Source organism: Marinobacter azerbaijanicus, assembly GCF_030250645.1.
Lineage (GTDB): Bacteria > Pseudomonadota > Gammaproteobacteria > Pseudomonadales > Oleiphilaceae > Marinobacter > Marinobacter azerbaijanicus.
This window is the reverse complement of the sequence record NZ_JASSVS010000006.1, coordinates 73,140-95,815: the sequence shown is the minus strand read 5'-3', so window position 1 is coordinate 95,815 and position 22,676 is coordinate 73,140. Positions and strand designations below refer to the sequence as shown.

Below are 22,676 nucleotides of genomic sequence, written 5' to 3'. Positions count from 1 at the left end.
CTGCTTTCCAAAACTGTGCGGAGCCAAGGATGGCGGAGCTCAAGCGCCACATGGATGTGCTTGAGCGTGTTTTGGAAAGCAGTCTCCCAGGTGCCCCTGCACCCAGATAATGAACAAAACAGCTATGGTAACAGATTCGAACAATCGCGGGAGGGGCCAAAACAAAGGCGAAAAGCGTGAAAGGCCCCACGGGAGCCCCGATGGTGCCTTGCCTGCAGGGGTGCTCACTGCTAAAGTTGCCGCATCATTTCTCTGCGACTGCAACTCTCAGGTTGAAACTACACGAATGTTGAAAAGACTCCGAGGATTATTCTCCAGCGACCTGTCCATCGACCTGGGCACCGCCAACACCCTTATTTACGTGCGCGAGCGAGGTATTGTACTCAACGAGCCTTCAGTTGTGGCTATCCGCACCAGTGGCTCCCAGAAAATGGTCGCAGCCGTGGGCGCCGAAGCCAAGCGCATGCTGGGCCGCACGCCGGGCAACATCACCGCTATCCGCCCCATGAAAGATGGCGTGATCGCCGATTTTGTGGTCACCGAAAAGATGCTCCAGCACTTCATTCACAAAGTGCATGAGAACAGCTTCATTACACCCAGCCCCCGGGTACTGGTCTGTGTACCCAGCAAGTCCACCCAGGTGGAAAAAAAGGCGATCCGTGAATCCGCCCTGGGTGCCGGCGCACGGGAAGTCTTCCTGATCGAAGAACCCATGGCCGCCGCCATCGGTGCCGGCCTGCCGGTGGAAGAAGCCAGCGGCTCCATGATTGTTGACATAGGTGGGGGCACCACGGAAATCGCCATCATCTCCCTGAACGGCATCGTTTACGCCGAATCCGTTCGCACGGGCGGTGACAAGTTCGACGAGGCCATCGTGACCTATGTGCGCCGCAACTACGGCAGCCTGATTGGTGATTCCACCGCCGAGCGCATCAAGCATGAAATCGGCTGCGCCTACGAAGGCCTGGATATCCGCGAAATCGACGTTCGTGGCCGCAACCTGGCAGAGGGCGTGCCCCGTGCCTTCACCCTGAACAGCGAGGAAATCCTCGACGCCCTCCAGGAGTCCCTGGCGCAGATCGTCCAGACTGTGAAAAGCGCTCTGGAACAGTCACCGCCGGAGCTGGCGTCTGACATTGCCGAGCGTGGCATCGTGCTGACTGGCGGTGGTGCGCTGCTGCGGGGCCTGGACAAGCTGATCAGCGAAGAAACCGGCCTGCCGGTGATTATTGCGGAAGACCCGCTGACCTGCGTCGCCCGCGGTGGCGGCAAGGCGCTGGAAGTGATTGACCGTGGCGGAATCGGAATGTTCTCCCAGGAGGGCTGACCTTGACCCCGGCTTTACGCCCCGATACTGCCTTGACCCGGCCGCCGCTCGTGAAACATCACGGCGGCGGTTGTCGTATGGCCCCCTGCAGCTGCTGCGGGAGGGTTCGCCATTAAAACCATCTTCGTGCAGGGCCCTGTTCCCGGCTTCAGGCTGTTACTGGTTTTCGTGCTCTCGGCAGTCATGATCGTGGCGGATGCACGCTTTGACAAGCTGACGCCGGTGCGGAGTGCGATCGGCACTGGCCTTGCCCCTGTCCACTGGCTGGGCAATGCCCCATCGGAATTCAGCGACTGGGTTGCCAGCCTGTTCACCACCCGCGAGGATCTCCGGGAAGAGAACGAAGCGCTGCGCGCCCGCCTGCTGATCCTTGAGCGTCGTGCCCTCAAATACGCCGCACTGGCTTCTGAAAACAATGAGTTGCGCAAACTGATGAATTCGTCCGAAGTCCTGGATGATCGCGTTATCGTTGCCGAAGTGGTAGCCGTCTCTCCGGATCCGTTTTCCCACGAAATTGTCATCAACAAAGGCAGTCGTGACGGGGTTGAGGTTGGCCAGGCTATCCTGGATGCCAATGGCCTGATGGGGCAGGTCCAGCAGACAAGCAGCTTTACCTCCAGGGTGTTGCTGGTTTCCGACAGCAGTCATGCCGTGCCGGTGGAAGTGGTTCGCAATGGCCTGCGGGCGATTCTGCTGGGCAATGGCAATACCAGTGCACTGGAGCTGGTTCATGTTCCGGATACCGCTGATATCCGGGAAGGGGATCTGTTGGTGAGTTCAGGCCTCGGTGGACGCTTTCCCAAGGGTTACCCGGTGGCTGAAGTGGACCAGATTACCAAGGAGGCGGGGGAGCCGTTTGTCAAAATCCGCGCCACGCCTATGGCGGAGCTGAACCGAAGCCGGCTGGTACTGGTGGTGTTTTCCCCGGAGCAGGATGTCACAGAAGAAGCCCGGAGCGAGTCCGGCGCTGTCGAGCCGGCACCTTCGGAACAGGGCGAGGTGCGCTGATGCTGTCGGTAATCAGTTATCCCGTTTTTGCCCTGAGCGTGCTGTTTGCCCTGGTCCTCAGCAGTTCCCTGTTCCCGGTAGGCTGGTTCGAGTTCCGGCCGGAATGGCTGGGTCTTGTGGTGTTCTACTGGACGTTCCGGGCTCCGGCCCAGTTCGGCATTCTTCTGGCCTGGTGCCTGGGCCTGCTGCTGGATGTACTGGAAGCCACGCCGCTGGGCGTCAATGCCCTGGCCATGGGCGTGATTGCGTTTCTGGTGCTGACCATTCATCAGCGCCTGAGAATGTACCCTTTACCGCAGCAGTGCCTGATGGTCTTCCTGTTGCTCGGTATTAACCAGATGCTGGTGCACTTTATCAAACAGACCCTGGGGGCCGACGAGTCGGGGTTCAGCTATTTGTGGCCAGCGGTGACCAGTGCCGTTGTCTGGCCAGTCCTTTGTGTTTTGCTCGACAACCTGAACCGTAAGCTGGGCTAGGATTCGAATCCGGTCGGGGGCTGAAGTGGCTCAGGGCTGGCGTCATTTTTGGGTAGGAGAGTCCCATGCATTCTATCGTTCTTGCTTCGGCCTCTCCGCGAAGAGCCGAACTGTTAGAGCAGATCGGTCTGTCGTTTTTGGTTCGGCCGGCGGATATTGATGAAACCCCCGCTGTTGGCGAGCCAGCAGAACATTACGTGGAAAGGCTGGCGCGGGAGAAGGCCCTTGCAGGGAGTGCGTTCGGGCCCGGTAGCGTGGTGATTGGTTCCGATACATCAGTGGTTCTCAATGGCCGGATTCTGGGCAAGCCCGCCACTGCCGAAGAGGCAATAGGTATGTTGAAGGAGCTGTCCGGACAGACCCACCAGGTGATGACGGCAGTGGCCATTGCCTGCAAGGGCTCCTGCGAATCCCGCCTGACGGTGACCGATGTGCGTTTCCGTGAGCTGTTCACCGGGGAGATAGAGGCTTACGTTGCCACCGGAGAGCCCATGGACAAGGCCGGCAGCTATGGTATTCAGGGTCGGGGTGGTATTTTTGTAGAGGAACTCCGGGGCAGTTACAGCGCCGTGGTCGGTTTGCCACTGCACGAGACCGCTGAGTTACTGGCTAATGCCGGATACCCGGTCTGGGAAACCTGGAACAGCAGGCAGGAGAGCCATAATGAGTGAAGAAATACTGATCAATGTAACCCCGGTGGAAACCCGGGTGGCTCTCGTGGAGAACGGTATGCTCCAGGAAGCCTACATTGAGCGTACAAGTCGAAAAGGGATTGTCGGCAATATCTACAAGGGCAAAGTGGTTCGCGTGCTGCCAGGCATGGAAGCGGCATTTGTGGATATCGGTCTTGAGCGGGCCGCCTTTATCCATGCCTCCGATGTGGTTCCCAGCCAGCAACCGCCCAATGAAGCCCCCGACGGTCCCAAGACAATCCCGGACATTCGCACCCTGCTGCGGGAAGGGCAATCGCTGGTGGTGCAGGTCACCAAAGACCCCATCGGCACCAAGGGTGCACGGTTGACCACCCAGCTCTCCATCCCGTCCCGTTACCTGGTATTCATGCCGGGTGTCAGTCACGTGGGCATTTCCCAGCGGATCGAGGATGAAAATGAGCGATTGCGGCTGAAAACCCTGGTGGAAGAGGGCGCGGCGAACGATCCGGACGTCAGCGGAGGGTACATTATCCGCACCGCCGCAGAAGCGGCCGCCGCGGAAGACCTCCTTGGTGATATGACCTACCTGCACCGGCTCAACCAGGCAATCGAAGAGCGTATTACCCGCAGTCAGGCGCCGGCCGCAGTCTATCAGGACCTGCCATTGTTCATTCGCACGATCCGTGATCTGATCCGGCCCCAGACCGAGAAGGTCCGTATCGACAGCCGTGAAAGTCACCAGCGGGTGATGGAGTTTGTGAATGAATTCGTGACGGAGTTTGCCGACAAGGTTGAATATTACCCCGGCGAACGGCCCATCTTTGACCTCTATTCGGTTGAAGATGAAATCCAGAAGGCGCTGAGCCGCAAGGTACAGCTGAAGTCCGGCGGATATGTGATCATTGACCAGACCGAGGCAATGACCACCATTGATATCAATACCGGTGCTTTTGTGGGGCATCGAAACCTCGAGGAAACCATCTTCAAGACCAACCTCGAGGCGGCCCGTGCAATCAGCCGTCAGCTTCGGTTGCGTAATCTCGGCGGCATTATCATCATTGATTTCATTGATATGGACGACTCCGAGCACCAGCGCCAGGTCCACAGGATGCTGGAGAAGATGCTGGAGCGGGATCACGCCAAGACCAAGATTACCGGTGTTTCGGAGCTGGGCCTTGTGGAGATGACACGCAAGCGCACCACTGAGAGCCTGGGGCAGATCCTCTGTGAACCCTGCCCGATCTGTGACGGGCGCGGTTTCCTGAAAACCAGTGAAACCGTCTGTTACGAGGTGTTCCGCGAGATTCTGCGGGTAAACCGCGCCTATGACGCGGAAAGTTACCTGGTCATGGCCTCCCAGAGCGTGGTGGATCGCCTGCTGGATGAAGAATCCGATAACGTTGCAGATCTTGAGACGTTCATCGGCAAAGCCATCCGCTTCCAGGTTGAGCCATTCTACAGTCAGGAGCAGTATGATGTGGTGCTGCTTTAACGCCAGAACGGCAGGTATTGGATAGGCATGGCGGCTTCCCCTGATGGCACCCACTGTGGCTGAGCAAGAACCCAGGCATATCCTTGTCCGATCAGTGTCAGGCATTGCCAGCCTGATCTGGTGGTTGCTGCTGGTGGTTATCGTCCTGCTCGCCCTGTATGCCGGCCTGGGCCGGCAGTTGACCCAGAACATCAATGATTACCGCCCCAATATTGAGCAGTTATTGTCTTCCAGGCTTGGCCAGGATGTTCGAATTGGCTCCCTCTCCTCCAGTTGGAACTGGCTTAACCCGACCATTGTTGCCCGTGACATTTTCGTGCTGTCAGATGGTGAAGGCGATGATGTGGCAGGCTCCCTGCAGAGCGTTCGCATTGGCCTGGACTTTCTGGCGTCGCTGGGTCGCTTGCGCATAGTGTTTACCAATTTCGAGGCGGACGGTCTGGAGTTAACGGTCAACCAGACCCGGCGTGGTGAAGTGATGGTCGAGGGGATGGATATCCCCGAACCGGTGGCCAACGACATCGAGCTCTGGCTTGACCTTGCAGGTACCTGGCTTTCCGATCCCTCGGTAAAGATAACCCGCCTTGATCTTGGCGTCCGCGATAACAATGATCAGTTGCGGCATGTGGAAATCCCCCAGCTGGACTTGGTATACCAGCGGGGGCTCTTTCATGCGTCGGGTCGTGCCATGCGTCCCGGCACCACAGAGCAGCTGGCCAGTTTCGGACTGGTTGGCCGTCATTTCTTCCGCGGCGACTTTACCGGCCAGATCTACGCCGATATCAACTCCGGGCGGCTGTTCGACGGCCTTATTGAAGAATATGCCTGGAGAGATATCCGGGTGGAAGGGTTTGACCTGGGCGGCCAGTTGTGGATGACGTTTCGTGATGGTTTCATGGACCAGATCAGCGGTACCCTGGCCACGCCTTACCTGCAGATTGGCGCGGGCGGCGAATCCCTGGCGCCACTGGAGGACATCAGCGCACGGTTTGGCTGGCGCAGGCGACAGGATGTTCCGCGATCAGAACCACCGGATCGGCCCTGGTACAGCACCGGTGAGTTCCATCTCAAGGGGCTGGAGTGGCAGTGGCGTGGCGACCGGGTGACACCCTTCAGCGTTCGATTCAGGCATCAGGATAATGGCCCCCAGATCATCGCCGATGGGTTGCCATTACGGCCGCTCCGGCGGCTGGTGACCAGTCTTGGCCTGCTGCCCGAGATGGCCACAAGGGCACTTGAAAACTACCGGCCAACCGGAACACTTAACCAGTTGATGCTCAACCTGCCGCGCGAGGGAAACCGACGTTTTGAGCTGGCCGCGTTAATGAAGCAGATGAGCATCCGGGCCTATGGTGGTGCACCAGCAGTGTCGGGCCTGGACGGTAAACTGGTCATGGACAACGACGGGGGCTACGTTGATGCCCGGAGTGACGAGCTGACATTGGGCTTTCCCAAGCTGTACAGCGGGTTCTGGGATCTGGAGGGTGTCCGGGCCGGTGTGGCCTGGCGCCTCGAGGGAGATATTACCCGGGTCTACTCTGATGATATCCGGATGGTTCATGGCAGTGGCGCCGGGCTGACCGGCGCATTCGACTTGCGGATGGATCGTCACGGCGAAGACAGCCTGGGCCTCAGGGTTGGTGTCCGCGACGGAACAGCCGATATGCTTGCGGAGTTTGTACCGGTAAAAGCCGTCAGCCCCGGGCTGTATGAGTGGCTGACAACGGCAATAACAGAGGTGAATGTCACCAAAGGTGAGTACTTCGGTCACGGTTTGATCAATCGTGATGCTCCGCCGGGCTCCTTTGTCTCTTCCATGGTTTACCATTTCCAGGACGCAACCGTGCGTTACGATGAGCTCTGGCCAGAGGTCACCGATGCGTCCGGCACGGTTTACGTTCAGAATGGCCGCACCCGGGTTGATGTGGATTCCGGCCGCACCGGTGGGCTTGAGCTTGAACCGGGCCAGGTGAGAGTGGAGCCCGGGGATGATGTCCGTGTCTTCGTTGATGCTGCGGCGCCGGTTCCCGGTGACGTGGTGGCTTACTGGATGGATAGCAGCCCCCTGGGCGATATGGCCGGGGAAGCTGGCAAGAGTATCCGGCTTGACGGTAACTATCATCTGGACCTTGGCCTTGAATTGCCGCTGAGTTCCGAATCCCCGCCCGCTGTTCGCGCCACGGTGCGGGCGGACGCAGGCACGCTGACCTATCCCCCGGCGAATCTGCAATGGACGCAGATCAGCGGAGAGCTGAACTACAGTACCTCGGAGGGTTTCTCGGATGAGCCTTTACGGGCCCGTTTCATGGGAGCGCCGGTGACGGTGCTGTTGCGAGAGGCCGAAACCGGTGGAATGCTCGGCATTCGCCAGTACGGCCGCCTTGACGTAGGCACGCTGTTGGCTGAGACCGCGCTGCCAGAGGGGACCAGACTGGGGCTGAGCGGGGAGTTTGGCTACCAGGCAACGCTGGAGGTTTCCCCGGATACGGCTTCTGCCGTGAAACTCTACTCGGACCTGTCCGGACTTGCGGTCAGCTGGCCGGAACCATTAGCCAAGGAAGCCGGGGAAGAAGCGCCGCTGAGCGCAACCATCGCACCCGGCGACAAGGGTGGTGTGAGTGTTTCCGTTGACTGGCCGGACCGCCTTGGTCTGGACCTGTCCTGGCAAGCGGATAGTCTGGATATTGCGGTGAATAGCCTGTTTCTGGGTGAGCGGCAACTGACCGATATCGATATATCTGCGCGACAGGACAACGGACAGTGGGTTATTGACGCTGAATCCGAGTGGCTTGCCGGCAGTGTGTTCTGGCCGGGCGATGACAGCCCGGTTACTGTCGATCTTGAGCGGCTGAAGCTGGCTCGTAGTGATGACGCTCCGGACGATGAAACCCCTCCGCTGCCAGAGCCGGAAGAACAGCTCCGTGCCTTCCGTGAACTATCGATGGAAAACTGGCCGGATATCGATCTTCATATTGCCGGTCTCCAGCTTGGTGAGGATGATGCCGGCGCCTGGTCCCTGGGGCTTCGCCCGGAAGCAACACGGCTCCGCATCCAGGACATAGCAGGTAACCTGAAGTCGTTGACTCTGGGTGGGGAACTGGTCTGGAGTATCGCAGGAGGCCGCGAGACCACCCGCTTCACCGGTGACATAACCGGACAGTCCCTGGCGGACCTGGGCAACCTGTTTGGCACCGAAATCCCGTTTCGCAGTGAGAGCACTGCAGTGAATATGGATATCGACTGGCAGGGCGGTCCCAACGAGTTCGACCTGTCGAGACTCAGCGGGTCAGTGAGCGCGCGCTTCGATGATGGTGTCATCCTGGAGGGTAACAATACGGCGCAGTTGTTCCGTATATTCAATCTGCTGAACTCCGACACGCTGTGGCGTCGCCTGCAGCTGGATTTTTCCGATCTTTACGAGGCTGGTGTGGCATTTGATGCCATTTCCGGAAAGGCAAGCATGATCAATGGGCTGCTGACGCTCGATCCGGAACTCCAGGTGGTTGGCCCCTCCGGTGCGTTCAAACTCACCGGTACAACTGACATGATTGAAGAAACCCTCGATATGAAAATGGTGGTGGTGCTTCCGCTGACCCAGAATCTGCCGCTGGCTGCATTGTTGATGGGGGCCGGCGCTCCCATTGGCGGAGCCCTGTTTGTTCTGGATAAAGTATTGGGCGATCCATTGAGTAAACTGACCAGTGCAACCTATAGTGTGAGTGGGAGTTGGGACGAACCGGATGTTCGGCTCAGGCGGGTCTTCGATACCGGCCAGTAATGATTTTACCCGGAGGGCAGTCAATGTCAGCACAGGCACAACAGGCAGAGAACGGACAGAAAACCAGGGTGGCGGCTATTCAGATGGTCAGCACCCACGACATCGCTGCAAACCTGAAGGAAGCAGAGCGCCTGCTGGCTGAGGCTGCAGCATCAGGTGCCGGCATAGCGGTCCTGCCGGAAAACTTCGCCGTGCTGGCAACCCGGCAGATGATTGGTTGCGGCCGCCGCGAGGCCGACCCGGATAACCTGATACGGCACTTCCTGGCAGAGCAGGCCGCTGGACTGGGGATCTGGATTGTCGGCGGCTCGCTGCCGATAGCGTCACGCCCGGACGGTTCCACAGTAAAGGATCGGGTCCGGGCCTGTTGCCTTGTCTACAACAGCCATGGCGAGGAAGTCGCCCGTTACGACAAGATTCACCTGTTTGATGCCATGGTGGAGGACGCCCAGGGGCAGTACCGGGAATCGGATACCTTTGAGCCCGGCGAAGACGTGGTTGTGATCGACACCCCCGCAGGACGGCTCGGGCTGGCCATCTGCTACGACCTTCGTTTCCCGGAGCTCTTCCGCAAGTTGCGGGAGCAGGGCGCCGAATGGGTATCACTGCCCAGCGCCTTTACCTGGAACACAGGCGATGCCCACTGGCATGCCCTGTTACGGGCGAGAGCCATTGAAAACCAGGTCTGGATGGTGGCACCCGGGCAGGGCGGCCAGAACAGTGAGCGCCGGCACACCTATGGCCACAGTATGATCGTCGACCCCTGGGGGCGTGTGCTGTCCGAGATTGGCGAGGGGCCGGGAATAGTCACTGCAGACCTGGACCCGGAGCGGCTTCGCGGGATACGCACCCGTATGCCCGTCTGGGAGCACCGCAGGCTCTAGTGTCCCGTCTGGTTAATTCGTTGACCTACTGAGCCGCAGAGGGCCTTGAGAGCTAGGCCTGGTTGTCAGCCGATTCCACATCGTCAATACATTCACGCAGGTAGCGAAAGAGCTTTCTTGGCTGGCCGGTGTTTTTCTCTTTCTGTACGTCCCGGCGGGCATTTCGCGCCAGGTTGCGTAGGTGCTGGATATCGGCCGTTGTGCAGTAATCCAGGAACTCCCCCACAGCAGAGTCGCCTTCTTCGATCATCCGGTCGCGCCAGCGCTCAGCCAGATGGTGTCGGCGAGTGTGCTCCTCGCTACCAGCGTCGAATGCATCAATGGCACGGGTGAGACCCTCGGGATCATCCTCCTGACGAATGATCTTGCCGATGTACTGCAGGTGGCGCCGGCGCGCTTCGTTCTGGCGAATACGGCGGGATTCCTCGATGGCTGCACGCAGGGTACCGCTGATGGGCAGAGTGTCGAGCTGGTCGTTACTCAGATCCAGCATACGCTTGCCCAGCCCCTGCAGACGGTGCATGTCCCGTTTGAGCTGTGATTTGCTGGGGCCCGAGTATTCGGGGTAGTCGTCTTGAGTATCGTTCATCAGGAGTCCGTGCTGTTGTATTGGTGCAGTTCTGTCGGATTACGCCTTCGGCTAATCCGACCTACATAAACTCAGGCGCCCCGTAGGTCGGATTAGCGCAGCGTAATCCGACACCAGGCGACCGATAAAGCCCCCCGTAGGTCGGATTAGCGCAGCGTAATCCGACACCAGGCGACCGATAAAGCCTCCCGTAGGTCGGATTAGCGCAGCGTAATCCGACAAACCCGTCACCCATAAAATATCGTGGCCAGGCCAAGGAACGCCATAAAACCGACCACGTCGGTCACGGTCGTCAGTATAACGCTTCCCGCCAGCGCGGGATCAATGTTGCGGGATTTCAGGAACAGGGGCAACACAGTACCCACAAGGGCGGCGGCAATCAGATTGATGATCAGAGCGGCGGCGATAATAGCGCCAATCATGATGTCCTTGAACCAGAGAGTGGCGGCGGAGGCCACGACAACGGCCCAAAGCAGCCCGTTAAGGGCGCCTGCGACAAACTCGCGGTTCAGCAGCCAGCCCACGTTGGCGCCGCTGATCTGGCCCACTGCCATGCCGCGAATCACCAGCGTGAGGGTCTGGCTGCCGGCAATGCCGCCCATGGAGGCCACGATGGGCATCAACACGGCCAGTGCTACCACTTTCTCGATGGTGGCTTCGAAAAGCCCGATCACGGCGGATGCGGTAAAGGCGGTGATCAGGTTAATGCCCAGCCAGACAGCCCTGCGCCGGGTAGTCTTGAAAATCGGCGCGAAGGTATCCTCATCCTCATCCAGGCCAGCCATGCTCATCAGAGAGTGATCGGCATCCTCACGGATAACGTCTACCACGTCATCGATGGTGATCCGGCCCAGGAGTTTGCCTTCCTCACTGACTACCGGCGCCGATATCAGGTCGTAGCGCTCGAACAGGGTAGCCACTTTGGTGTCAGACAGGGTCACCGGGATCGGCTCGATGTCCGTGTCCATGACTTCCCGAACGGTTGCTGCCGGGTTGGATACCAGCATTTTGGTAATCGGCAGCATGCCGATGAATTCATCCCGCCGGCTCACCACAATCAGGCTGTCAGTCATGGGGGGCAGGTTACGGTGACGGCGCAGGTAACGCAGAACCACGTCAATACTGATGTCCGGGCGCACTGTAATAGTGTCCGTATTCATCAGACCGCCGGCGGTGTCCTCCGGGTAGGAGAGCACTTCCTCCACGCGCTGACGGTCCTGTTCGTCCATGGTGTCCAGGACTTCCTGGATCACCGTATCCGGCAGCTGCTGCAGCAAGTCGGCAAGGTCATCCGACTCGAAGTCTTCAATGATGTCGGCGAGTTCCTGGGCGTTAAGCTGGCTCAGGAAATAGCCACGAATATCATCACCGAGGTACTGGAGAACTTCGCCTTCCAGTTGTTTGTCGACAAGGTTCCACAGCAGCGCCCGCTGACGGGGCGGGGAGGATTCCAGCAGGTGGGCAATATCACTGGGGCTCAGGCCGCCATTGAGGATGCGGGCCACCTGTTTCAGGGCGCCACTATCCAGCGCTTCGCTCAGGGAACGAAGGCGTTGGCGAGCCTGGCTTTTCTCCAGAATATCGGTCATGGATCACCCACAGTCAGAAAACCTCCGCATTATAGCGGAGTTAGGTCGCATAGGTGAGAAAGAGTTATAAGTGAATGCCGTGGTTGGACCAGCTGCAGGCTGTCGGTTATTCACCTTCGCCGAAGTAGTCGGCAATCAGCGCTACCAGTCCATCAATGGCTTCGGCTTCATCCGGTCCGTCTGCAATCAGTTCAACCTCTGTTCCCTGGCTGGCGGCCAGCATCATCACAGGCATGATGCTCTTGGCGTCAACCTGGCGCCCGTTACGGCTGATCTGCACGCTGCATTCGAATTCGGATGCCTTGGCCACAAGTTTGGCTGCGGCGCGGGCATGGAGACCGAGTTTGTTGATGATGGTTACAGGGCGGCGGATCATAAACAGTTCAGTTTTCCCGGCTCTGCAAGTGAGGCAGTTCCGTATGTCGAACCTGCACGTTGCTGTACTTGTCCGAGAAATGCCGGCCCAGCTGTTCGCAGATGTAGACCGACCGATGCTGGCCGCCGGTACAGCCGATGGAAATGGTCATGTAGCTGCGGTTACTGTCGGCAAATGAGGGAAGCCAGTTTTCCAGGAAGCCGGTCAGGTCATCGACCATTTTACGGCTCAGCGGTTCCTTCTCCAGGAAATCGATGACCGGCTGGTCGGTGCCTATGAACTGTCGGAGGCTGGTGTCCCAGTACGGATTGGGTAGGCAACGAACATCGAAGACATAGTCTGAATCCAGCGGCACACCGTGCTTGAAGCCGAACGACTGGAACAGTAACGCCAGTTCCTGGTGACGGCGTCCGGCCACCCGCTGCTTGACCATGTCCCTCAGCTCGTACATGGAGAGCCCGGTGGTGTCGATGTAAAGATCAGCCAGTCTGGAAAGGGGCTCCAGCAACTTCTTCTCGTTGCCAATGGCTTCGCGCAGTGATGTCTTGTCGTCGCTCAGGGGATGCTTGCGACGCGTAGCGTGGAATCGTTGCAGCAGGGACTGTTCGTCGGCATCCAGATAGATGATTTCAATGGTGACGCCGGTATCCTGCAGGCTTCGGTAGATATCTTCAAAGTTACTGAGCTCACCGGACAGATTGCGGGCGTCAATGCTCACCGCCATCTTTCCCAGGCGGCCCGGCGAATTCTGGTTGGCGGCTTCCCTCGTCAGGGGGAACAGCAACCCTATGGGCAGATTGTCGATGCAATAGAAACCCAGGTCTTCCAGTACATGCAGGGCCGTACTTTTACCGGAGCCTGACCGGCCGCTGACAATGATCAGTTTCATAGCCCATTCACCTCGAATCCGGAGTGGTTCAGCTTCCCTTTGCGGTCATCCGGCGATAGAGAGAGTCCGCATCGGTACACTGGCGGAGCTGATTGCAGAACGCCCTTTCGTTGAACTTTTCGGCCAGCTGGCTCAGCAGCTCAAGGTGTTCGCTGGTCGCTTCCTTGGGAACGATCAGGGTGAAAATCAGGTCCACTGGCTGGTTATCAATGGCGTCAAAGGCCACCCCTTCTTCCAGCGTCATCAGTACGCCCACAACGTGATCCAGCCCTTCAAGCCGGCAGTGGGGGATGGCGATGCCCTGGCCAATACCGGTACTTCCCAGCCGCTCCCGGGCGACCAGATTATTGAATATCTGGGTTTCGCTGAGCGTAGCGTCGTGTTGCTGGATCTGCTCGGCAATGGTTTCCATAACCCGCTTTTTGCTGGAGGCAGGCACCCGGCAAAGGGTCAGCTCCGGCGCGAGAATATTCTCGATTGTCAGGGATGTGTCGGTCATGAATCGACTGCAGTTCCGTAAAAAATGCTGCGGTGCCTGTAGCAAGCCGGCGCCGCAGCTCGATTAACTGTCATGCAGGAGGTGGTGTCCTAGCGGGCACCGTTGCCGTGCATCCGGTCTACGTTCTTCTCTTTGTGCTTCAGGATCTGCCTGTCCAGCTTATCCACCAGCGCATCAATGGCTGCGTACATATCGCTGTTTTCGGCCTTTGCGTGAATCTCACCGCCGACCACGTGGAGCGTAGCTTCCGCCATTTGGCGCACTTTTTCCACCTCAAGGGTGACCTGGCAATTACTGATGTGGTCAAAGTGCCGTTCAAGCTTTTCAAATTTGCTTGATACGTAATCTTTCAGTGTAGGGGTCAGTTCTACGTGATGGCCTGAAATATTGAGTTGCATAGGCGTCTCCTGTTTTTGAATGTTTCCTAGACCAGTCGCTTTCTCTCATTGGACGGCGGAATGTGCATTGCCTCACGGTACTTGGCCACGGTTCTTCTCGCTACCTTGATACCCTGTTCTCCTAGCATGGCTGCAATTTTGCTGTCGCTCAATGGCTTTTTCGGAGTTTCAGCTGCAATAAGCTTCTTGATCATTGCCCGGATTGCAGTGGAGGAACACTCTCCTCCTTCGTCGGTACTGACGTGGCTCGAGAAAAAGTACTTGAGTTCAAATATGCCGCGCGGTGTGTGCATATACTTCTGGGTGGTCACCCTGGAAATGGTCGACTCATGCATTTCCACGGCCTGCGCAATATCCGACAGGATCAATGGCTTCATGTGCTCCTCACCATGATCCAGGAACCCCTGCTGATGCTCGACAATGCGCGTGGCTACCTTGAGCAGGGTCTCGTTGCGGCTCTGAAGGCTTTTAATGAACCACTTCGCCTCCTGCAACTGGTCCCGCAGGTAGGTGTTGTCGGCACTGCTGTCCGCGCGTTTGATCAATGAAGCATAGCTTGCATTGACGCGAATGCGCGGCGCAATTTCCGGATTCAGTTCCACCCGCCAGCGTTCGTTGTGTTTGCGAACGATGACATCGGGGATGACGTAGTCCGGTTCGGCCTGATCAAGGGTATCGCCCGGACGGGGATTCAGGCCGGTAATGAGGGCGAGCACGTCACGCAACTGGTCTTCCTTGAGGCGGCTGCGGCGCAGCAACTGGGCGTAATCGCGATTGCCCAGCAGGTTGATGTAGTGAGTAATCACCAACCGCGCCTGGGCAAGCCAGGGTGTATCCGGGGGCAACTGGTTGAGCTGGATAAGCAGGCATTCCTGCAGATCCCGGGCGAAGACGCCTGGTGGGTCGAAATGCTGCAGCCGATGGAGCACCGCTTCCACTTCGTCCAGTTCCAGTGGGTCTTCATCGGAGTCGTCCATCATCCCCGAGTGGATTTCCTCAAGCGGAGAGGTCAGATATCCCTGATTATTGACTGCATCCAGAAGGGCGTGGGCGATGGCCTGGTCCCGCTCGCTCAGCGGTGTCAGGTTCAGTTGCCATTCCAGGTGGTCGTGCAGGGTTTCCGTAGGGGAGTTGCGGGTTTCGAAATCGTTGTCGTTTTCATCGTCGTTTCTGGCTGCTGAAGCCGGGGCGGACTGATAGATGTCGTCCCAGGCAGTATCAACAGGAAGGTCATCTGGAATGTTGTCCGGGCTGTCAGTTTCCGATGACCAGTCTGGCCCGTTTTCAGTTTCGTCCCAGTCCTGGGAAGATTCCGCAGCAGTGCTTGCTTCTTCGGCCGACGATGTTTCTGCGGCGTCATTCTGACTGTCCGCAGTCTCAGGTTCGGGATTCTGGTTGTCGTCGTCTTCCGAGGTCTCCAGCATGGGGTTGGATTCCAGCGCCTGCTGGATTTCCTGCTGAAGATCGAGGGTGGAGAGCTGCAGAAGCCTGATTGCCTGTTGCAGCTGGGGCGTCATGGTCAGGCTTTGACCCAGCTTTAACTGTAATGAGGCTTTCATAACCATGGTCCAGAATCCGTCACTCGGTCTCTCTCAGGCGTTTGGGTTGCACGAAAACTCTTTGTATGCTGGCTACTTGCCGTGCCAAGCAAGTTCTTTGCCGAGTGTACTACAGGCGAAACTCATTGCCCAGATACACTTCCTTCACCTGCTGGTTGGCCAGTATATCGTCCGAGCTTCCGGAGGCAATGATATGGCCTCCGCTGACAATGTAGGCATTCTCACAGATATCGAGGGTTTCCCGCACGTTATGGTCGGTGATCAGCACGCCAATACCCTTGTCCCGCAGGTGGCGGATGATCTGCTTGATATCGCTTACCGATATCGGATCGACACCGGCAAAGGGTTCATCCAGCAGAATGAAAGCCGGTTCCATCGCCAGGGCCCGGGCAATTTCCACACGCCGGCGTTCACCGCCGGATAGCGCCATGCCGACACTGTCGCGAATATGAGTGATATGAAACTCCTCCAGCAGTCCTTCCAGTTTGGCGTTCCGGTCGTTGCGGTTGAGTTCGCGGCGGGTCTCCAGTATGGCCATGATGTTGTCGCGTACAGTGAGTTTGCGGAACACCGAGGCTTCCTGAGGCAGGTAGCCGATGCCCTTGCGAGCCCGGCCGTGCATTGGCAGCGGGGTAATATCCTGGTTGTCGATGGTGATCCGGCCATTATCCGCGGGAACCAGGCCCACGATCATGTAAAAGCAGGTGGTCTTGCCGGCACCGTTGGGGCCCAGCAGCCCAACGATTTCTCCGCTGCGGATTTCCAGGGAGACGTCGATGACGACTTTCTTCTGCTTGTAGCTTTTTGCCAGGTTACTGGCCCTGAGAACTGCCATCGGTATCCTGTCCGTCGGGGGTGGTGTTTGAGCTCTTGCGTGGTTGTATCACCATTTCAACACGGCCGCCGCCATCGCCCTGGTCAGCGGAGCCTTCCGCGGTAACGACTCGCTCGGCGCTGTCGTAGTGAATAACATCACCCCGGAACAGGTTGCCATCCTGTTCGATAATAGCCTCCCGCTCAAAGGTGACCCGGTTGTCCGCTGCCGACCAGGTAATGGTAAGGGCGCGCGCGTCGGTTTCGCCCTGTCCTTCCATGGCGGGCTGGCGGTAGCGTGCCGGCTGGCCAGTCGCCTCAATGCGGCTGACGCCGTTCTCGTCCCGGTAAAGCACGACCTTGTCGGCGGTCAGATTGGCATCGCCCTGGGACATTTTTACAGAGCCCGTGTAGGTGGCAACACCCTGGCGGTCATCCAGCCGTGCACTGTCCGCATTGACCCTGATAGGTTCATCCGATTCCAGGTCAAACGCCAGGGCTGCCGGGGCTCCCAGTGCCAGAAACACCACAGCCAGGATCAGGGAACTCCGGGCAGCCGCGTGGCGTTTGCTGTGGGGCAGGAATTTATTGGCCAGTCTCATAGCGTCCTTCCACCTGCGAGTTGAGTTCGAGAATGCGGTCATCGATCCAGGCCTTCATGCCGGTAGCTCTGGTGAGGCTGACAGCATCGGTCAGTTCCACCGGTTTGTCCGTGTAGACTGTGCGATTCCGGTTATTCACCGTCAGCGCAGTGGTGGTCAGGATCAGCGGCCGGCCACCCTCGGCTTCTCTGGTGACCTTCACATTACCCGTCAGATGCACCAGCTCCTGCGCCTCGAGAAAACGCCCCTTTGTGGCCTGAACCTGCCAGGGCGCGTTGCCTTCTTCGCCATACAGTGTCGCCCGTGGAGACTCCATTATGGTTTCGTTGCGGGATTCGAACTGTTCAATTCTCGGGCTCTGGAACCGTGTTGTCAGTCTTCCCGTTTCGTCGTACGAGAGAAACTGACCGTTGACCACAAAGCCGTCAGGTTCAGACTCGCCCCGCAGTGATGCAGCGTCTGTCGGCACCGTTGGTTCGTCACTTTGCCAGAGCAGGAAAAACAGTGCCACTATCGTGCCTGCCAGGCCCAGGGTTCTTACCCATGGGCGATGAAGAAAGGGCAGTGCCGCCATCACTCCTGCTCCAGATAGGGTTGCAGGCTGGCCTCGAGATATCCGCTGGCGCTCAACAGCAATTCACAGGCTTCCCTGACGGCTCCGCTGCCGCCCGGGGCAACCGTACAGACATCCGCATGCTGGCGTACAAGCCAATAACCATTGGGCACGGTAACGCCAAGCCCGGCATAGCGAATGGCCGGAAGGTCTGGCAGGTCATCCCCCATGTAGGCAATCTGCCGGGGCGAGAGGCCCAGTCTGCCGGCCAGTTCCGCAAGCGCAACCTTCTTGTCTTCCCGGCCCTGCATCAGATGGGCAACGCCCAGGTCGTTCATGCGCTTCTCGTTCAGCGGTGAGCGCCGTCCGGTAATGACAGCGACCTCAATGCCAGCCGCCATCACCTGTTTGATGCCCAGGCCGTCGAGGATATTGAACCCCTTCAATTCATCCCCGGAGGCACTGAAAAACAGTTTGCCGTCGGTCATGATGCCGTCGACATCCAGCGCCAGCAGGCGGATGGCGGCGGCTTTTTCCATCACCTCTGCCGACCATTGTGGGGGCTGGTGGTCTGTCATCGGATCATCCATCAGATCACCCCGGCCCGCAGCAGGTCGTGCATGTTGATGGCGCCGATCAGTCTGTCGTTGCGGTCGATGACCGGCAGGGCGTTGATCTTGAGCTCCTCCATCATGTTCAGGGCTTCCGCTGCCAGCTGATCCTCGTGGATCACGCGGCCATTTCGGGTCATGACGTCGGCAATTGGTGTGTTGTGGATATCCACGGACCGGTCCAGGGTGCGGCGAAGATCACCATCAGTAAACACCCCGACAAGGTCACCCCGGGTGTTGACGACGGTCGTCATGCCCAGGCCCTTGCGGGAAATTTCCAGCAGGGCGCCGCTGAGCGTGGTGGTGTCTTCCACCCGGGGAATGCGATCACCGGTATGCATGATGTCGGAAACCCGCAGCAGCAGGCGGCGACCGAGGCTGCCGCCAGGGTGCGAGAGCGCAAAATCTTCGGTGCTGAAGCCACGGGCCTCAAGCAGCGCAACGGCCAGGGCGTCCCCCATTACCAGGGTGGCTGTTGTGCTGGAGGTGGGCGCAAGCCCGAGTGGGCAGGCCTCAAGGGCTACACTGACATCCAGATTGGCGACGGCTTCCCGCGCCAGTATCGAGTTTTCGTTGCCGGTCATGCTGATCAGGGGCGCGCCCATGCGTTTGATCAGTGGCAGTATGGTGAGCACCTCACTGGTGTTGCCGCTGTTGGAAATGCCCAGTACAACGTCCTGACTGGTGATCATGCCCAGGTCGCCATGGCTGGCTTCGCCCGGGTGCACGAAAAAAGAGGGCGTGCCGGTACTGGCCAGCGTGGCCGCAATCTTGTTGCCGATGTGGCCGGATTTGCCCATCCCGGTTACCACCACGCGGCCCTTGCAGGCCATGATAACCTCGCAGGCGCGAACGAAGTGGTCATCAATACGGTCGGCCAGGGCCTGAATGGCTTCGCGCTCGATCTCAATGGCCCGCAGGGCGGAATCTTTGAACTTCTGACTGATCTCGGTGTTCATCTGGCATCCGGGTTCAAAATGTTAATGCTTTTCATCGTGGCGAGAGTATATCACTTCAATGGCTTTGGCTGCCTTTCTGACAAGACGTTCAGCAAATCTGATCATTGACATCCGTTCATTTTGCGAAGGATGGATTGAGGTTGTCAGCAGGTTCGCATAATGTAGCCAACTATTTTGACACCAAGGCGGCTGCTGGAAACAGGTATGGATACATCCCCGTACATCGAACTGAGAGACGTGGTTTTTACCCGCGGTGATCGCCGTATCTTCGATGGGGTCAGCCTGGATATTCCCCGCGGCAAAATAACCGCCATCATGGGCCCGAGTGGCACCGGCAAGACCACGCTGCTCAGGCTTATTGGCGGTCAGCTGCGGCCCGACTCCGGCACCATCAGCGTCGCAGGAGAGAATGTTCCCCGGCTCAAGCGCAAGGATCTGTACCGCCTGCGGGAGAAAATGGGCATGCTGTTCCAGAGCGGCGCTCTTTTTACAGACCTCAGCGTGTTCGAGAACGTGGCGTTTCCGCTTCGCGTTCACACCGCCCTGCCGGAAGACATGATCCGTGACATCGTACTGATGAAATTGGAGGCAGTCGGTCTGCGGGGAGCCCGCGAGCTGATGCCGGCAGAACTGTCCGGGGGGATGACGCGCAGGGTGGCCCTGGCTCGCAGCATCGCGCTGGACCCGGAGCTGATCATGTACGATGAACCTTTTACCGGTCAGGACCCGATTGCCATGGGTGTACTGATCAAACTGATCCGGGATCTCAACAGCTCCATGGGGCTGACCAGCGTGATGGTCTCCCATGATGTCCAGGAGTCCCTGAGCATCTGCCACTACGCCTGCATTGTCGCTGACGGGCAGGTTATCGGTGATGGCACGCCGGAAGAACTCCGGGAGCACCCATCGCAGCGGGTCCAGCAGTTTCTGCACGGCCATCCGGATGGCCCGGTACCATTCCACTACCCGGCTGCGGACGCCGGCCAGGACTGGGGTATAGCCGGGAGGGGTGATTGATGGAAAAGCTGGCGAGTTTCGGTCGGCGGGGGCTCGACATTCTTGCTTCATTGGGGCGTTCAGGACGCTTCCTGGCGGGGGTTGTGGGCGGTGTCCCAAAACCGTCGGTCGGCTTCCCGCTGTTGCTCAGGCAGTTGTATTCCATTGGCGTGCTGTCCCTGGCGATCATTGTGGTTTCCGGCCTGTTCATCGGCATGGTGCTGGGGCTGCAGGGGTACACCATTCTCAGTGATTACGGCTCGGAAGCGGCGATTGGTCAGATGATTGCCCTGACGCTGGTGCGTGAGCTGGGGCCGGTGGTGACGGCCCTGCTGTTCGCCGGTCGCGCAGGATCGGCCCTGACCGCTGAAATTGGCCTGATGAAAACCACCGAACAGCTCTCCAGCATGGAAATGATGGGGGTGGATCCACTTCGCCGGGTGATTGCTCCAAGACTCTGGGCCGGGTTCATTGCGGTTCCCGTATTGGCGGCAGTGTTCTCGGTGGTGGGAATCTGGGGCGGCATGATGGTGGGCGTCGAATGGCTGGGCGTCTTCGAAGGCTCGTTCTGGGGTAATATGCAGTCTTCGGTAAGCTTCACCTCTGACGTTCTGAACGGGGTTATCAAGAGTATCGTCTTCGGGTTTGTCTGCACCTGGATTGCGGTCTACCAGGGTTATGACTGTGTGCCCACCTCGGCCGGCATCAGTTCCGCGACCACCAAAACGGTGGTGTATTCGTCGCTGGCCGTACTCGGGCTGGATTTTGTGCTTACCGCCGTCATGTTTGGTGACTTCTGATCGCGGTATACTGATACATCAGGAAACAGGGGGCCGTAATGGCACAGAGAACAGTAGAAGTCATTGTGGGGCTTTTCATGGTCGCCGGCATTGCCGCCATGATGGTCCTGGCCTTGCAGGTCAGCGGACTCACCCTGAAAGCGCCGGAAAGTTCCTACACGCTCTACGCAAACTTCAATGATGCCGGTGGCCTGACGCCCCGGGCGAAGGTCTCCATGGCCGGCGTGACAGTTGGCAAGATCAGGGAGATCACGCTGAACCGGGAGACCTTCCAGGCACGGGTGGTTATCGACGTGGATGCAAGCGTGGATAACATTCCCGCTGACAGCGCTGCAGTAATACGTACATCCGGCCTGCTCGGGGAACAGTACATTGATATATCGGTGGGCGGCGACATGGAATCCCTCGGTGATGGGGACACCTTTTACTCCACTCAGTCCGCCATGAACCTTGAGCGAATGATATCCAACTTTGCCTCCGGGCAGTAAAACGAAAGCAAGTGGTTTACAGGAGATAACCATGGTTCTGATAAGACACAGCCTGCTGTTTTTTGCATTGCTGATGACCGTTCTGGCGCTCCCGGCACACGCCGGCCCGGAGGAGGAACTGCGCGAGTACGTCGATAAAAACACCCAGCGGCTGGTCGACAAGCTCCACGACGAGAAAGGCCTGTATGAAGAGGACCCGCAAGCTTTCTATCAGAGCATGGACGAAGAACTGAAAAACTTCGTTGATTTCCGCCGGATTGCTGCCCGGGTGATGGGGCGCTACGCGCGGCAGACGACTCCCGAGCAGCGCGACGAGTTCGTGGAAAAGTTCAAGCGCAGCCTGTTTGACAGCTATGCCCAGGCACTGGTCAGCACCGAGGACTTCACCATCGAGGTCAAGGACGCCGTTATCAATCCGAACAATGACGGGCGTGCGTCTGTGCGCATGGAAGTAATCAGTGCCTCGGGCAACCGGTATCCGGTGGCCTATTCCATGTACAAGACCGAGGAGGGGCGCTGGATGATGGAAAATGTGATTGTTGAGGGCGTGAACATCGGGCTGGCGTTCCGTGACCGCTTCAGTCAGGAAATGGAGAAAAATGGCGGTGAAATCCAGGCCGTGATCGACGGCTGGGGAGATGCCGTTGACTCCCTGAATCTGGAAGACGAAGTCGACAAGTCATGACGCCGGCTCAGGCAACCGTCACCCTTGAAGAGGACCGGCTGGTGGTCAGTGGTCATATTGACCCGCTGACCGTGGTTACGCTCAGGAAAGAGGGCGAAGCGCTTATCAGGGACAGCGCAGCGGACCTGGTTGTGGATCTGTCTGAAATGAGCACCGCCCATAGCGTTGTGCTCTCCCTTTTGCTTTGTTGGCAGCGACTGGCCCGCAGTCGCAACCAGACGCTTCGCTTTGCAGGTGTCGGTGACAGGCTGGGCTCGCTCGCGGCGTTGTGCGGTCTTGATGGCCAGTTGCCGGGCTTCCCGCTGCAGGACCCCTCTGAAAACCAGCACCAGAGCTGACCCGGACGCCATAATTGGTTACAATCTCGCCCCTGATTTAAAAACGCCCGAGGATTTATTTATGGAAGCCACCGAAGTTGCCGAACTGGTTAAAGAGGCACTGCCCGATTGTGAGGTTCAGGTGCAGGTTGACGGCAACCATTACATGGTCGTTGTGGTTGGTGATGTTTTTGAAGGCTTGCCGACGATCAAGCGGCAACAGCTGATCAACAAGGCGCTTTTCCAGCATATTGTCGACGGCACCATTCACGCCCTGCACCCGAAAGCCTTTACCCCGGCTGAGTGGGCCGCGCGCCAGGGCTGATATGCCCGCA

25 protein-coding genes are annotated in these 22,676 nt (G+C 58.4%); 13 read left to right on the top strand and 12 right to left on the bottom strand.

Going from position 1 to position 22,676, the window contains the following annotated elements; all coding sequences use genetic code 11:
- Nucleotides 1–286 precede the first annotated feature (286 nt).
- From QPM17_RS13035 to QPM17_RS13005, 7 genes are all read left to right on the top strand, one after another.
- Nucleotides 287–1,327 (top strand): rod shape-determining protein, encoded by a 1,041-nt coding sequence (locus QPM17_RS13035; protein ID WP_285391217.1) that lies wholly within the window; start codon nt 287–289, stop codon nt 1,325–1,327.
- Between the two features lie 183 nt (nt 1,328–1,510).
- Nucleotides 1,511–2,335, top strand: a complete 825-nt coding sequence (mreC, locus tag QPM17_RS13030) for a rod shape-determining protein MreC (RefSeq protein ID WP_422732768.1) — start codon at nt 1,511–1,513, stop codon at nt 2,333–2,335.
- On the top strand, nt 2,335–2,811 hold the full coding sequence (gene mreD, locus QPM17_RS13025; protein WP_285391215.1) for a rod shape-determining protein MreD: 477 nt from the start codon (nt 2,335–2,337) through the stop codon (nt 2,809–2,811). The genes mreC and mreD overlap by 1 nt, the downstream gene beginning before the upstream one ends.
- A gap of 65 nt (nt 2,812–2,876) precedes the next feature.
- Nucleotides 2,877–3,482, top strand: coding sequence for a Maf family protein (locus QPM17_RS13020; RefSeq protein ID WP_285391214.1), 606 nt, complete (start codon nt 2,877–2,879; stop codon nt 3,480–3,482).
- A complete protein-coding gene (rng, locus tag QPM17_RS13015) occupies nt 3,475–4,956 on the top strand; it encodes a ribonuclease G (RefSeq protein ID WP_285391212.1) in 1,482 nt (493 codons plus the stop codon). Before QPM17_RS13020 ends, rng begins: the two co-directional genes overlap by 8 nt.
- Nucleotides 4,957–5,011: 55 nt before the next feature.
- The gene (locus QPM17_RS13010; protein WP_285391211.1) at nt 5,012–8,734 is read left to right on the top strand and encodes a YhdP family phospholipid transporter; all 3,723 of its coding nucleotides are present in this window, start codon (nt 5,012–5,014) and stop codon (nt 8,732–8,734) included.
- A gap of 23 nt (nt 8,735–8,757) precedes the next feature.
- Entirely contained in the window at nt 8,758–9,618 is an 861-nt protein-coding gene (locus QPM17_RS13005; protein WP_285391210.1) for a carbon-nitrogen hydrolase family protein, read from the top strand.
- A 52-nt stretch (nt 9,619–9,670) separates the two neighbouring features.
- On the opposite strand, the gene yjgA is transcribed toward QPM17_RS13005, so the two are convergent.
- The 12 genes from yjgA to QPM17_RS12945 all read right to left on the bottom strand — a co-directional run bounded on the left by yjgA (nt 9,671) and on the right by QPM17_RS12945 (nt 19,055).
- Nucleotides 9,671–10,207 carry a ribosome biogenesis factor YjgA gene (yjgA, locus tag QPM17_RS13000; protein ID WP_285391208.1) on the bottom strand — a complete coding sequence of 179 codons (537 nt, stop codon included), beginning with the start codon at nt 10,205–10,207 and terminating at the stop codon, nt 9,671–9,673.
- A 227-nt stretch (nt 10,208–10,434) separates the two neighbouring features.
- Entirely contained in the window at nt 10,435–11,796 is a 1,362-nt protein-coding gene (gene mgtE / locus QPM17_RS12995; RefSeq protein WP_285391207.1) for a magnesium transporter, read from the bottom strand.
- Between the two features lie 106 nt (nt 11,797–11,902).
- Nucleotides 11,903–12,172 (bottom strand): HPr family phosphocarrier protein, encoded by a 270-nt coding sequence (locus QPM17_RS12990; RefSeq protein ID WP_285391206.1) that lies wholly within the window; start codon nt 12,170–12,172, stop codon nt 11,903–11,905.
- Between the two features lie 7 nt (nt 12,173–12,179).
- Complete coding sequence (rapZ, locus tag QPM17_RS12985; protein WP_285391205.1) at nt 12,180–13,061, bottom strand: RNase adapter RapZ; 882 nt, start codon at nt 13,059–13,061, stop codon at nt 12,180–12,182.
- Nucleotides 13,062–13,089: 28 nt separating this feature from the next.
- A complete protein-coding gene (ptsN, locus tag QPM17_RS12980; RefSeq protein WP_285391204.1) occupies nt 13,090–13,560 on the bottom strand; it encodes a PTS IIA-like nitrogen regulatory protein PtsN in 471 nt (156 codons plus the stop codon).
- Between the two features lie 89 nt (nt 13,561–13,649).
- Nucleotides 13,650–13,958: a ribosome hibernation promoting factor gene (hpf, locus tag QPM17_RS12975; RefSeq protein WP_285391203.1), complete on the bottom strand. Its 309-nt coding sequence runs from the start codon at nt 13,956–13,958 to the stop codon at nt 13,650–13,652.
- A gap of 26 nt (nt 13,959–13,984) precedes the next feature.
- Nucleotides 13,985–15,517, bottom strand: a complete 1,533-nt coding sequence (locus QPM17_RS12970; protein ID WP_285391202.1) for an RNA polymerase factor sigma-54 — start codon at nt 15,515–15,517, stop codon at nt 13,985–13,987.
- 109 nt (nt 15,518–15,626) lie between these two features.
- Nucleotides 15,627–16,352 (bottom strand): LPS export ABC transporter ATP-binding protein, encoded by a 726-nt coding sequence (gene lptB, locus QPM17_RS12965; protein ID WP_285391201.1) that lies wholly within the window; start codon nt 16,350–16,352, stop codon nt 15,627–15,629.
- Nucleotides 16,330–16,932, bottom strand: a complete 603-nt coding sequence (gene lptA / locus QPM17_RS12960; protein WP_285391200.1) for a lipopolysaccharide transport periplasmic protein LptA — start codon at nt 16,930–16,932, stop codon at nt 16,330–16,332. Before lptA ends, lptB begins: the two co-directional genes overlap by 23 nt.
- Complete coding sequence (lptC, locus tag QPM17_RS12955; protein WP_285391199.1) at nt 16,916–17,506, bottom strand: LPS export ABC transporter periplasmic protein LptC; 591 nt, start codon at nt 17,504–17,506, stop codon at nt 16,916–16,918. The genes lptA and lptC overlap by 17 nt, the downstream gene beginning before the upstream one ends.
- Nucleotides 17,506–18,075, bottom strand: a complete 570-nt coding sequence (locus tag QPM17_RS12950; RefSeq protein WP_285391198.1) for a KdsC family phosphatase — start codon at nt 18,073–18,075, stop codon at nt 17,506–17,508. Before QPM17_RS12950 ends, lptC begins: the two co-directional genes overlap by 1 nt.
- Nucleotides 18,075–19,055 carry a KpsF/GutQ family sugar-phosphate isomerase gene (locus tag QPM17_RS12945; protein ID WP_285391197.1) on the bottom strand — a complete coding sequence of 327 codons (981 nt, stop codon included), beginning with the start codon at nt 19,053–19,055 and terminating at the stop codon, nt 18,075–18,077. Before QPM17_RS12945 ends, QPM17_RS12950 begins: the two co-directional genes overlap by 1 nt.
- Before the next feature lie 204 nt (nt 19,056–19,259).
- On the opposite strand from QPM17_RS12945, the gene QPM17_RS12940 reads away from it, so the two are divergent.
- The 6 genes from QPM17_RS12940 to QPM17_RS12915 all read left to right on the top strand — a co-directional run bounded on the left by QPM17_RS12940 (nt 19,260) and on the right by QPM17_RS12915 (nt 22,666).
- Nucleotides 19,260–20,072, top strand: coding sequence for an ATP-binding cassette domain-containing protein (locus QPM17_RS12940; protein WP_285391196.1), 813 nt, complete (start codon nt 19,260–19,262; stop codon nt 20,070–20,072).
- Nucleotides 20,072–20,851: a lipid asymmetry maintenance ABC transporter permease subunit MlaE gene (gene mlaE, locus QPM17_RS12935; protein WP_285391195.1), complete on the top strand. Its 780-nt coding sequence runs from the start codon at nt 20,072–20,074 to the stop codon at nt 20,849–20,851. The genes QPM17_RS12940 and mlaE overlap by 1 nt, the downstream gene beginning before the upstream one ends.
- A gap of 38 nt (nt 20,852–20,889) precedes the next feature.
- Nucleotides 20,890–21,339: an outer membrane lipid asymmetry maintenance protein MlaD gene (gene mlaD, locus QPM17_RS12930; RefSeq protein ID WP_285391194.1), complete on the top strand. Its 450-nt coding sequence runs from the start codon at nt 20,890–20,892 to the stop codon at nt 21,337–21,339.
- A 31-nt stretch (nt 21,340–21,370) separates the two neighbouring features.
- Nucleotides 21,371–22,024, top strand: coding sequence for an MlaC/ttg2D family ABC transporter substrate-binding protein (locus tag QPM17_RS12925; RefSeq protein WP_285391193.1), 654 nt, complete (start codon nt 21,371–21,373; stop codon nt 22,022–22,024).
- Nucleotides 22,021–22,362, top strand: coding sequence for an STAS domain-containing protein (locus tag QPM17_RS12920; protein WP_285391192.1), 342 nt, complete (start codon nt 22,021–22,023; stop codon nt 22,360–22,362). The genes QPM17_RS12925 and QPM17_RS12920 overlap by 4 nt, the downstream gene beginning before the upstream one ends.
- Nucleotides 22,363–22,423: 61 nt before the next feature.
- A complete protein-coding gene (locus QPM17_RS12915; RefSeq protein WP_285391191.1) occupies nt 22,424–22,666 on the top strand; it encodes a BolA family protein in 243 nt (80 codons plus the stop codon).
- Nucleotides 22,667–22,676 lie beyond the last annotated feature (10 nt).